The sequence below is a fragment of the Asaia sp. SF2.1 genome (genome assembly GCF_000505765.1).
GTDB lineage: Bacteria > Pseudomonadota > Alphaproteobacteria > Acetobacterales > Acetobacteraceae > Asaia > Asaia bogorensis.
The window spans coordinates 88,285-99,815 of sequence record NZ_AYXS01000001.1 but is presented as its reverse complement, the minus strand read 5'-3'; the positions used below and the strand labels follow the sequence as shown (position 1 = coordinate 99,815).

Sequence of the window (11,531 nt, the reverse complement as noted above, 5' to 3'; positions counted from 1 at the left end):
TGGGGCGATCGGTGATGCGGCGATCGGGCGATCTGGAATGGGCCATTCGGGACCGGGGTCTGTCAGAAGGCAGCCTCATGACCTGTTGCGGGCGGCATGGCAAGATGAAGTTGCGGGAAATATGGCATTAGTTTCCGCACGAAATTCACGCCGTCGAGGATGTAGGGTCCGGATTTGCTTCCTGCAATAAGCGAATGAGCCATATCTGCGCCTGCCACAGAGACGCAGACGAGATAGAGCACGACCAGCAGGATATAGCCGCGTGCGACGCCGAACAGACAGCCAAGCAGTTTGTCCGTCCCTCCCACGAGCACACTGCGAAGCCCGCTGGCCAGGCGTTGCGCGACCGTCGACAGAACGAGGACCAGCACGATGAAGGAGACGATATAGGCAAGTGCCGTTGCGGCGAGCGGGTCACTAACCTTCTGCGTGATCCAGGGAAGGATGAGGGGGGCGACCCGTGCGGCCAGCACGAAGCTGCCGAGCCAGGCAACGAGGCTGAACACCTCGCGTGCGAAGCCGCGTACGCTGCCCCACAACGCTGAAACGAGAAGAACGAAGAGGACTGCGATGTCAGCAGAATTTTCCATGGGTGTTCTGGAGCGGATCCGGTCAGGGGAGCTTGGTAGAGGACGGCCGCCAGTATTTGCGTGTGCTATCGGTACTGGCAGGGATGTCGCGGTTGATCTGGTTCAGCAGGTTTCCCAGCTGCACACGATGATCGATCTCGCGCCACACAGCTCTTGCGTCAATACCCCGCAATGCCCACAGGCGCAGAAGCGCCTCGAGAAAGGTGGCGCTTTGCTCAACCACATCCTGAGGTTGCTCGAGCGAGTAGAAGGTAACGCATCGCACGGTGGCATGCGCGAGATTACGTCGCAGCGCGTCGTCAGAGAGAACGGCGATAACCGGAGACTGCGGCGTACCCCCCTTGGGATCCTTCCTGTTGCCAGCCTTGGAACGCATCTTGACGGGAGCGCTCTGCCGCTTCTTGCCTCGTTTGGGCTTGGGGGGGGCAGGCAGGTTTTCGGGCTGGGCAGGTGTCGCCGGGCCAAGCCGGCCGAGCAAGACATCAAGAATATGCGGATCGTCCATAGGCACCTTCATCTCATCCGCATATGAATTTGCCACGGCAATCGTCAATTAAATGCGTGTATCTTCGGATGTTTTGACGCGATTTGTCGATCAATGCCCAACCGAGCGCGAAAACACGTTAACGACAATGACCCCGAGAATGATGAGAGAGAGCCCGATCAGGGCTGGCGTGTCGAGGGCCTGCCGGAACTTGATCCAGCTGATGGCGGAAATGAGCACGATCCCGACGCCGGACCAGATGGCATAGGCGATACCGGTGGGCATGGTACGCAAGGTGAAGGATAGCGCGTAGAACGAGATGACATAGCCTAGAACGCTCAGCATGCCCGGCACTGCGCGCGTGAAGCTGTCCGACATCTTGAGCATGGTGGTGGCAAACACCTCTGAGCAGATGGCGATCAGAAGATAGAAATATGTCATGAGACCCCGGACCATGAAACCGGGGTTTTCTTAACGCAACCCGGCAGGGGTGTCACGTTACCTGGGGGACCAAGGATACCGACGACTGGCTTGAGTTCCTGCGGCACAAGGCGTTTGCGCGGCTGGCCGAGCGCTGACTAGGAAGGTCACAACGTGGTGAGTCGCCCGCACTTGAACGATTTGTCCAATCCGGAATATCCTGCCCATGCCCGCTTTGCCCTGCGAGGTTGGGGGAGCAATGCTGGGCACCGGCGACCTTTCAGGGGCCGCCGGGTACAATAGGTCAGGCCGGCTCGACCTCATCTGTCTTCAGATAAAGCTTCCCGCCATGGGCCTTGAAGCTCTCTTTCATCTCTTCCATGCCCTGCTCACGTTCAGCATTGCGCCGAATGTCATGACTGATCTTCATCGAGCAGAATTTGGGCCCGCACATCGAGCAGAAATGGGCAGTCTTGTGCGCCTCTTTCGGCAGGGTCTCGTCGTGATAGGATCGCGCTGTATCCGGGTCGAGTGCCAGATTGAACTGGTCCTGCCACCGGAATTCGAAACGTGCACGTGAGATGGCATCATCACGGACCTGTGCGGCAGGATGCCCCTTTGCGAGGTCTGCGGCATGGGCGGCGATCTTGTAGGTGATGACCCCCACCTTAACGTCGGATCGGTCTGGCAGCCCAAGATGCTCTTTTGGCGTGACATAACAGAGCATGGCACACCCATACCAGCCAATCATCGCTGCGCCGATGCCTGATGTGATGTGGTCATAGCCGGGGGCAATATCGGTGGTGAGCGGACCAAGCGTATAAAAAGGGGCTTCACCACATTCACGCAGCTGCTTGGTCATGTTGATCTTGATCTTGTGCATGGGGACATGGCCCGGCCCTTCGATCATGACCTGACATCCCTTCGCCCATGCAATACGGGCGAGTTCGCCAAGCGTTTCCAGCTCGGCAAACTGGGCCGCGTCGTTTGCATCGGCGATCGAGCCAGGGCGTAGCCCGTCGCCCAGCGAGAACGAGATGTCGTAGCGACGCATGATGTCGCAGATCTCGTCGAAATGTTCGTACAGGAAATTCTCCCGATGATGTGCGAGGCACCATGCGGCCATGATCGACCCGCCGCGTGAGACGATACCTGTGGTGCGTTGCGCCGTGAGCGGCACATGGGCAATGCGGACGCCTGCATGGATGGTGAAGTAATCCACCCCCTGCTCTGCCTGTTCGATCAGGGTGTCGCGATAGATTTCCCAGGTCAGGTCTTCAGCAACGCCGCCCACTTTCTCCAGCGCCTGATAGAGCGGCACGGTGCCGATCGGCACGGGCGAGTTGCGCAGGATCCAGTCGCGGATATTGTGGATGTTACGACCGGTTGAGAGGTCCATTACCGTATCGGCGCCCCAGCGGATAGACCAGACAAGTTTTTCAACTTCCTCAGCGGCGGAGGATGTCACTGCCGAATTGCCGATATTGGCGTTGATCTTCACCAGAAAGTTGCGCCCGATGATCATGGGCTCAAGTTCAGGATGGTTGATGTTGGCAGGGATGATTGCGCGACCGGCTGCAATTTCCGAGCGTACGAATTCAGGAGTGATGAAGCTCGGGATTTCAGCCCCGAAATCCTCTCCATCGGCACGGCGTGCCTCGGCACCCTCGACCATTTCGGCGCGCCCTAGATTTTCACGATGGGCGACGAAAATCATCTCTTCCGTGATGATCCCTGCACGGGCGAACTCGAATTGGGTCACAGGGTGCCCATCCTGCCCGGACAGAACGCCGTGGGGGGCCGGGCACTGGGGCACCGCATGATCGCCCTTGGCGAAGCCGTTATCCTCAGGTTTGATCGCGCGGGTCTCGGTCACTTTCGTGAGGCCACGGCGCGACAGCCAATGGTCGCGCAATCGGGGCAGACCGAGAGATACATCGGCATGATAGCCAGGGGCGGTATAGGGGCCGGATGTATCGTAAACCCTTACCGCGGGTTCGTTCGCGGTAGGTTCGAGATCGATCTCGCGAAATGGCACGGTGATATCGGGCCGGTCAGCCGGGCTCGAGATGATCTTGCGCGAGCCCGAAATGGGGCCGGTTGTTACCGTGCCATGCGCGGGCGCGCGATCGAGCGTATTGATCTTGGTGGAATGAAGCGTTGAGTCGTCCATCATGTCTCCCCTTGCGGCGTGGAGTTATGTCCGACAGCGCAAGAGCAGAGTGAACGGAAGTCGCGTGCAGAGAGACCGGGCCGCTCACACCAATCCCTACGCCGGTACGAACCGGATCAGGTTCTTCGCCCACATGCCGGGGCGAAAGGGTCGCTGCGCTACGGAAATCCCGCGATCAGCCTCTCAGCCTCTTGTCGAGGCCCCCCCTGGTATGGACGGGAGCATTGCGTGGTTAGGCGCGTACTGTCAATCGAATTAACGATGCAGGATCACGGCCTCTGCAAGATTGCCCGGTTGGGTTGATAACCCGTGCGTGGCCTGTCAGGCACGCACATGGGAAGCCCGGGCGCTCATTGGCTTGAGCTGCCCTATTTCCTGATCATGGCGATTCATGCCCGCAGGCGTGATGTGAAAGCGCCCGTCATCGCCGAGAGTCACAAAGCCCATTTCCTGCAGGCGTTCCAGACAGGGCTGGTCGCGCAGATCCTGCGGACGGCCTATGCCCTCGCAGAGAAGTACACGATGCAGCGTCGAGCGACAGCACGTTTCGAGATAGGGTTCATCCCACATAATGCTGTCTCCATATTGCGCCCGATTGGGTGGCGTGGCGCTTCGCATAACAGGTTGTGCCCGGCCTTTCCACGGTCCATCGCATCTTCTGGTCACGTTTTGCTCGTTTTCAGGCAGTAAGAGGCACCCTTGTTCGGGTACTGTGCCAGAGCAGGAAACGGGTCGGGTGGCGACATCGAGTTTTGTGAGTGGCTGGGCAAATCGACCTGGAAAGGGGTCGACCCGTCCTGTCACCACGTTATAGAGAGGCCGACAGAAATTACCTGCAGGATATGTCATGGCGCGCGCGTTTCTATCCACACTTTCAACCCGGATGTTTCATGGCCTTGACCCGGAGACAGCACACGAGGCCGCCATTGAGGCGCTCGCTCTGGGTCTCGGGCCGAGCGCCGCGAAGGACGAGCCGGCGCTGGCTACGCGCTGTATGGGGCTGCGTTTTCCCAATCCGATCGGCCTTGCAGCGGGGTTCGACAAGAATGCACGCGCCCCGCTTGCTTTGGCCCGCATGGGTTTTGGTCATGTCGAATGCGGGACCGTGACGCCACGCCCGCAGGAGGGCAACCCTAAGCCGCGCCTTTTCCGTCTGACCGAAGACAGGGCGATCATCAACCGCATGGGATTCAACGGCGATGGTATCGATGCCTTTGTCCAGCGGCTCGAGCGGTTCCGCTCCCTTCAGGCTGGGCGCAATGCGGCTCTCCGGGCGGTGCCGGTCGGGGCCAATCTAGGCATCAACAAGCTCGGTGCCCGCCCTCTGGAAGATTATCCTTATCTCGTCTCGCGCGTCGCTCCTCTGGCTGATTACATTACCATCAATCTTTCATCGCCCAATACGCCGGGACTGCGTGATCTGCAGAGCGCAGGCGCGCTTCTTGACATCCTCAATGCCGTGAAGCGCCATAACGCCGAGCACCCGCCCCTTGTTGTCAAGCTGGCGCCTGATCTCGAACCTGACGCGTTGCCAGAAATTGTCGAGGCGGCCATTGAGGGCGGGGCTGCGGGTATCATCGTGAATAACACCACGATCAGTCGCCCCCCTTCCCTGCGCTCCGCTCTTGCGCATGAGACAGGCGGGTTGTCGGGCCGTCCTCTGGCGCAGCTGGCGGTGGGGATGCTCCATCGGATCGTGCCGCTCGTTCAGGGGCGTATCGCCGTGATCTCCTGCGGCGGCATCGAAAGTGGTTTTGACGTTTTCGAACGTTTGCGGGCTGGCGCCGATATGGTGCAGGTATATAGCGCCCTGATCTATCACGGTCCCTATCTGGTGCAGCGCATCAAGAAAGAGCTGCTGCGCGAGCTCTCTCGTGAGGGCTTTGAGTCGGTTGGCGACCTGAAGTCATCACGAGGCTGAGCCGCCGGTAAACTCTGGATGCGAACGTAATGCCCCCCCGACCGTTTGCATCCTCATCATTCCGAACAAACACTGGAGGCGATCATCGAAATGTCTGCTTTGAAAAGGCGGTCGGCCCTGCAACTCCTATACGGGCTCTTCCTTGTCTTTGCCCTTTCGGTATCGACTTTTCCAGCTCTGGCTGCACCGGGGGATAGCGTGCCGGTTGCGTCGCCGCTGGTCCCCTCGGCCGCTGATGGCTATGGCTGGACGACCGTATCCGCTACGCTCAACCGGCAAATCACGACGGCGCAGGGTCGGCTCAAATATATATACGGTCAGCTGAACCGCACCGATATCGTGCTTGGCAGCGAGACGCTCTCGGATCTGTCCGACCAGATTGACGACATCACGACTGTCGCCCAGTCCATCCAGACTCAGGCAACCTCCTATCAGACAGTCTATCAGAGCTACCTTGAGATCATCGGCGCGAAAGCGGATGGTGAGAGTCAGGCAATCGTTGCGCAGCGCGCGCATCTCCAATCCGTGCTGCAGGATATCAAATCCACCGTTACTCAGGGCAAGCTGCTGGGTTTGCAGGCGAAACAGGTGCAGCTGGAGGTTCAACGTCGCGGCAGTGTGAGCCAGCAAGCGCTCCTGTCCGAGCGTATCGCGTCTCCGCTTACTCTCTCGTTCTGGCGTGACCTGCGCGATGAGGGGCCGGAACTCAAACTGACTTTCGCACCGCCGCTCAATAACGGTTATGCCGGGGTGCTATATAACTGGCCCTGGATGCTGGGCGCCCTGGTCGGGGTCTTCGTCCTGACGGCCCTGCTTTCGCGCCCGATCTATCGACTGTTTCGTGGCGTCGAGAGCAACATCGCCCAGCGCTTTACCGGCGAGCCGCTTCCAGAGAGTCATCAATCCTTCATTCCGGTTGCGTTGAGCGGGCTGGCCTGCGGACTTCTTATGTTTGTGCTTTGGGAGATCACCTCGGGTGTTCTCGCTCTGGGGGCCGGGCGGAGTCCACTTTTTGTCGCCGGTCTTGCTGGTATCATGCCCCTCTGTGGCTTTATCCTCGGGGCTGGTCTGCCCGCACTCAGCCGCGCTACAGCAGTCGACGGTGTCTCGCAGCACGTAACTCGCGCCTTATGGGGTGTGGATTGGGGTGCTGCAGTCCTCGTGCTCCTGCAGACCCTCTTTCTCATCGTTGGTGAGGAAAACGCGTTCCCGACCACGGCCCGGCGCCTGATTGAGGCCCTGTTCACCATCGTCGTGAGCCTTCTTTTTGTCGGTCTGTGCCGTAAGCTCACGGGGCGTACGGATGCGCGGATGGCGCCTGCGTTTTATGGCATGGCCTGGTTGGTGCTTCTCGTCAGTTGGGCTGCCATCGCTCTCGGCTATCTGGCTTTCGCCTTCGCCGTGGCGATCTGGGCGCTGACGCTTTCGGTCAGCTTGCTGACCCTGCTTCTCCTCTCGATTGCCGTGAAAGAATTCACGGCTCGCACCTTTTCTGTGGGTTCGGTTATATCCCGGCGTCTCTCACGCCTTGGGGTTCATTCCAACCGGGTGGCCCAGTTCGGGGTGATCCTTTCCGGTGCGGTGAATATCGGGCTGATTATCGTTTTCGTTGCCGTCTGCCTGTCGCAAGGCAAACTCGATGTGCCGGTAATTGCGGATAACGTCCGCGGACTTTTCGTCGGTCAGACCATCAACGGCGTGCAGTTCTCACTGAATACCGCCGTGCTCTGTCTGGTCATACTCGTCGTGTCCTATTACGCCATCGGTGCCTTCAGTCAGTGGCTCGAGGCACGGCTCTTCCCCACGACCAATCTCGATATCGGCGCCCGCACGTCCATCCTCAACATCTTCAAATATGTCGCATGGATCGCGGTTTTCCTGATGGTGCTCTCGGAAGCCGGTGTGACGGTCAAGAATTTGACCTGGGTCGTGAGCGCCCTGTCTGTCGGTATCGGCTTTGGCCTTCAGGCCATTGTGCAGAACTTCGTTTCAGGCGTGATCCTGTTGGCGGAGCGGCCGATCCGCGTCGGTGACCTGATTGAACTCGGTTCCATCAAGGGGGATGTCAAACGCATCAGTGTTCGTTCGACCGAGATCGGACTGGGCGACGGATCGACCATGATTGTCCCGAACTCGCAGTTCATCACCTCTGCCGTTCGCAATGCCACGCTCGGCACCGCGCTGAGCGCCGCTTCTGCAACCGTCACGATTTCTCCGCGTGCCGATGCGACAAAGGCTCAGGCAGCGTTGATGGGCATGATGACCCAGCGAGAGGATATCCTTCAGAACCCGGCACCCGGCGTGGCCATTTCGGCAATCACCGACACGGGTATAACGCTCGCACTTTCAGCGAAAGTCGCCTCGGTGCGCGATGTTGGAGGTGTGACCAATGCCATCATGCTGGATGCTTACCGCGTGTTGCAGGAAGCCGGGGTCGAACTCGGCAAGCCAGCCTGACGTCATAGCGATCGGCCTTGAAATGAATAAGGGGGCGGGAGATTAATCTCCCGCCCCCTTATTTCATCTCTCGCCCTGACTTTTTCCGAACAACGGATCAAGCTGCGTGGTCACGGTCCATCAGGAAACCTGTAACCAGGGATTTGAACGGTGTCAGACGCTCGGCAAGCGCCAGCCCCGCCCGGCGCAATGCCAGAACAGGTTTGGCGTCATGGGTGTAAAGCGAGGCAATACCATTCGTCGCGGCAAACAAGGGTGCCGTGGCCCGGCGATGACGGCGCTCAAAGCGTCGCAGCACATCAGCACCACCCGGATCGGCATCACCCAAGGCGATTTCCTCACTCAGGATAATCTGGCCTTTAAGCCCGAGATTGAAGCCATGAGCTGTAATCGGATGCATGCCCACGGCGGCATCGCCGATCAAGGCAAGGCGCGGGGCCTGAAAGCGATGGGCGAAGACGGTCTTGAGGGGGTAGGTACAGCGCGCGCTTTCCAGGCTCATCGGGCCCAGTCGCCCCTGTGTCCTGCGCGTGATGTCCTCATCGAAGGCAGCTTTATCGAGCTGCTTGAGTGCTGCGATCTCGGCAGGGTCGAGGGTCAGCACGAGTGATGACAAATGACCGGGCTGATCGTCATCTGCTACCGGAAGGAGGGCAATTGTCTGCCCTTCATCGAACCACTGCAGCGCCACGCCGTCATGCGGCTCGGGGTGGCGCATGCGGCAGACCATGATGACCTTGCCGAAATCATGCACGATTGCGCCAATTCCGCGAGACTGTCTGATACGTGAGAACCGTCCATCCGCTGCGACCAGAAGAGCACTCTCGACGAGCCTGCCATCATCGAGCAAGACGGTCGCGACATTGCTGGTGCCGGAGCTTCTGGCCACAGAGCGGCCCGACAGGATCGATACCTTGCCCTGCTCCTGAACCGCGCGATGCAGCGCGGTGCGGATCAGGTGATTGGGAACGAGATAACCCAGCGCCTCAGTCGCGTCGCCGTATTCATGCCCCGCCGGTGCCCGAAACAGCAAAGCCCCCGAGGGATGATCCGGCGCTTCCTGGCCGGTTTCAATGCGGGCAGTTTTCAGGGGCGAAACACACTCGGACGGGATGTGACGCCAGACATCATGCGTCTGCAGCCAGCTGCGCGAGTGATGGGTCAGGGCGATCTCACGACCATCGAACGAAGGTGCGCTGAGGGCCGCATCGGGTGCCGGATCGATGACGCCGACGCGCCATCCACTCTCGGCAAGAGAAAGCGCGCAGGCCAGCCCTGCCGGCCCTGCCCCGGCAATCGTGATATCGAAACTGAGCGTTGAGCCTGTGCGCGTCACTTGTCGGCCTCGAAGCTGACAGGTTCGCCCTTCCAGAATGCCATATACTCGGCAATGTCGGGGCGTTTGCTGCCATGGACGGGTTTGTCCGGCGTGCCCACAAAAAGGAACCCTGCGAGGCGCTGGGAATCCCGAAGCCCCAAAGCCTCACGGAAACAAGGCTGCTCCGCGAAGTCGCTCGATACCCAGAAGCCGCCAAAACCCTCGGCATGAAGCGCATTCAGGACGTTCATGGCCCCCGCACCGATCGACAGTTCCTGCTCCGAGACGGGAATCTTGCCTCGGGAGTCGATGTCCATGACGAGGGCTATGGTCATGGGCATCTCACCAAAACGCTGGCGGCGCTTGTCGATCTTCTTTTGCGGCACCTCAGGGTCGGCCGCGCTCATGGCCTTGACGACCTGCTCGGCAAATTCTGCGCGATGCTTGCCCTTGATCACGATGTATCGCCAGGGCCGCATCTTCCCGTGATCCGGCGCTCGCAGCCCGGCAGAGAGTATGCGGGCGATCTGCTCCTTGTCAGGAGCGGGCGCGCTCAGATGATCGGTCGAGGCCCTGGTTAGCAGGACATCGAGGGCGGGGGATGATGCGGGAGAGCTGCTCATGCCGGATAGATGGCAAGTTCCCGCGTGCTCGCCAAGAGGCCATCGCGTATTCGCGACGAATAGTTTATGGAAGGAAACATGACAGACGCCCGACAGTCCCGCATCCACCGCAAGACCGGTGAGACCGATATCTCCGTTGCGATCAATCTTGATGGCAGCGGGCAGGCCGAACTCGATAGCGGCATAGGGTTTTTCGACCATATGTTGACCGCGCTTGCCAAGCATGGCGGATTCGATCTCGATGTGCGCTGTCACGGTGACCTTCATGTGGATGGCCATCACACAGTCGAGGATATCGGTATCGCTCTCGGCAAGGCTTTTGCCCAGGCGCTGGGTGACAAGAAGGGCATCACCCGCTTCGGGCATGCGCTGGTGCCGCTGGATGAGGCGCTGTGTGAGGTGGTCGTGGATATCTCGGGCCGGCCCTACCTCGCCTGGAACGTGACGTTCGAGCGCGAGCGTATCGGCGAGATGGATACGGATCTGATCGAGGAATTCTATCGCGCCTTTGCCATGGCATCGTCGATTGCGCTTCATGTGACCTGCAAGGCCGGGCGCAACGCGCATCATATTGCAGAGAGCGGCTTCAAGGCATTTGCCCGCGCCCTGCGAATGGCGGTCGCGCATGATCCGCGAGCGCTTGGCATGATTCCATCGACGAAGGGGGTCTTGTGAACGACTATCTTGCCTATCGCGCCGACGGCAATGTTGAGCCGATTATGGTCAAGCTGGGTTTTTACTGGTCCCTGCTCGTTTTCGGTCCGCTCGCATTGCTGGCCAGTGGGCGCTGGATTGCGTTCGCTCTGACAGCGTTGGTTAGCGTACTCCTCCTGCGTTGTGGCGGGGGCGCCGGGCTGGTGCTTTCGTGGACCTTCAACGTCGTGTTGGCCGTATTCGGGGCCGAAGTGATTGGTTGGGATGCCCGGCTCGAGGGCTATGCCAGCAACGGGCTCTGGATGGGGCGCTCGGCTGATGAGGCTCGCCTCAGGCTGATGGACAAGGATCGCGCTGCCTCATGAGACGCGTTGTAGTCATCGATTATGATGGTGGAAATCTGGCCTCAGCGGCACAAACGGCGCGCCACGTCGTTGCAGAACGCGGGCTCGACGCTGAGGTGCTGATATCAGCCGACCCTGAAACTGTTCTGAAGGCTGACCATATCATCCTTCCCGGACAGGGTGCGTTTGCCCATTGCGCCTCCGGGCTGCGGGGTGGTCTTCGCGAAGCACTGGTTGAGGCGACGGATCGTGGCACACCATTCCTGGGCATCTGTGTGGGCATGCAGCTTATGGCAGAATGGGGCCTCGAGCACGGACGCACGCCGGGGCTCGGCTGGATAGAGGGCAGTATCGCCAAGATGGAGTTCGCGCTTGAGGCGGGGCTTTGCCTGCCTCACATGGGCTGGAACGTTCTGGAGTTCGAACCCGGCGCACACAGGCTGACTGCAGGGCTGGAACAGGGCGATCACGGTTATTTCGTGCACTCCTACGCCCTGACAGGGTGGAACCCCACTGACATCGTCGCCACTGCAAGCTACGGCGGGGC

Annotated in this window: 11 protein-coding genes, 1 pseudogene and 1 riboswitch; of the genes and pseudogenes, 5 read left to right on the top strand and 7 right to left on the bottom strand. The window is 59.9% G+C overall.

The features are described 5' to 3' along the window. Positions 1-62: 62 nt before the first annotated feature. From P792_RS21195 to P792_RS21180, 5 genes are all read right to left on the bottom strand, one after another. Positions 63-590 (bottom strand): CvpA family protein, encoded by a 528-nt coding sequence (locus P792_RS21195; RefSeq protein ID WP_023977251.1) that lies wholly within the window; start codon positions 588-590, stop codon positions 63-65. 22 nt (positions 591-612) lie between these two features. Beyond that, positions 613-1,095, bottom strand: coding sequence for a hypothetical protein (locus P792_RS35715; RefSeq protein WP_023977250.1), 483 nt, complete (start codon positions 1,093-1,095; stop codon positions 613-615). 90 nt (positions 1,096-1,185) lie between these two features. Next, positions 1,186-1,515 carry a multidrug efflux SMR transporter gene (locus tag P792_RS21190; RefSeq protein ID WP_023977249.1) on the bottom strand — a complete coding sequence of 110 codons (330 nt, stop codon included), beginning with the start codon at positions 1,513-1,515 and terminating at the stop codon, positions 1,186-1,188. Positions 1,516-1,798: 283 nt separating this feature from the next. Then, a complete protein-coding gene (gene thiC / locus P792_RS21185; RefSeq protein ID WP_235075357.1) occupies positions 1,799-3,670 on the bottom strand; it encodes a phosphomethylpyrimidine synthase ThiC in 1,872 nt (623 codons plus the stop codon). Between the two features lie 72 nt (positions 3,671-3,742). Continuing rightward, a riboswitch (TPP riboswitch) is annotated at positions 3,743-3,884 on the bottom strand. A 104-nt stretch (positions 3,885-3,988) separates the two neighbouring features. Continuing rightward, positions 3,989-4,237, bottom strand: coding sequence for a hypothetical protein (locus P792_RS21180; protein WP_023977247.1), 249 nt, complete (start codon positions 4,235-4,237; stop codon positions 3,989-3,991). A gap of 277 nt (positions 4,238-4,514) precedes the next feature. On the opposite strand from P792_RS21180, the gene P792_RS21175 reads away from it, so the two are divergent. Both P792_RS21175 and P792_RS21170 read left to right on the top strand, forming a co-directional pair. Further along, complete coding sequence (locus P792_RS21175) at positions 4,515-5,588, top strand: quinone-dependent dihydroorotate dehydrogenase (RefSeq protein ID WP_023977246.1); 1,074 nt, start codon at positions 4,515-4,517, stop codon at positions 5,586-5,588. A gap of 90 nt (positions 5,589-5,678) precedes the next feature. Then, a complete protein-coding gene (locus tag P792_RS21170; RefSeq protein ID WP_152530100.1) occupies positions 5,679-8,045 on the top strand; it encodes a mechanosensitive ion channel domain-containing protein in 2,367 nt (788 codons plus the stop codon). A 97-nt stretch (positions 8,046-8,142) separates the two neighbouring features. On the opposite strand, the gene ubiM is transcribed toward P792_RS21170, so the two are convergent. Next, positions 8,143-9,381 carry a 5-demethoxyubiquinol-8 5-hydroxylase UbiM gene (ubiM, locus tag P792_RS21165; protein WP_031239846.1) on the bottom strand — a complete coding sequence of 413 codons (1,239 nt, stop codon included), beginning with the start codon at positions 9,379-9,381 and terminating at the stop codon, positions 8,143-8,145. Next, on the bottom strand, positions 9,378-9,986 hold the full coding sequence (locus P792_RS21160; protein WP_023977243.1) for a nitroreductase: 609 nt from the start codon (positions 9,984-9,986) through the stop codon (positions 9,378-9,380). Before P792_RS21160 ends, ubiM begins: the two co-directional genes overlap by 4 nt. Before the next feature lie 78 nt (positions 9,987-10,064). Here P792_RS21160 and hisB point away from each other — a divergent pair, with 78 nt between their 5' ends. From hisB to hisH, 3 genes and pseudogenes are all read left to right on the top strand, one after another. Further along, on the top strand, positions 10,065-10,661 hold the full coding sequence (gene hisB / locus P792_RS21155; RefSeq protein ID WP_023977242.1) for an imidazoleglycerol-phosphate dehydratase HisB: 597 nt from the start codon (positions 10,065-10,067) through the stop codon (positions 10,659-10,661). Continuing rightward, a complete protein-coding gene (locus P792_RS21150; protein ID WP_023977241.1) occupies positions 10,658-11,005 on the top strand; it encodes a hypothetical protein in 348 nt (115 codons plus the stop codon). The genes hisB and P792_RS21150 overlap by 4 nt, the downstream gene beginning before the upstream one ends. Further along, a pseudogene (gene hisH, locus P792_RS21145) lies at positions 11,002-11,531 on the top strand (imidazole glycerol phosphate synthase subunit HisH); the annotation flags it as partial. The gene P792_RS21150 and the pseudogene hisH, both read left to right, overlap by 4 nt.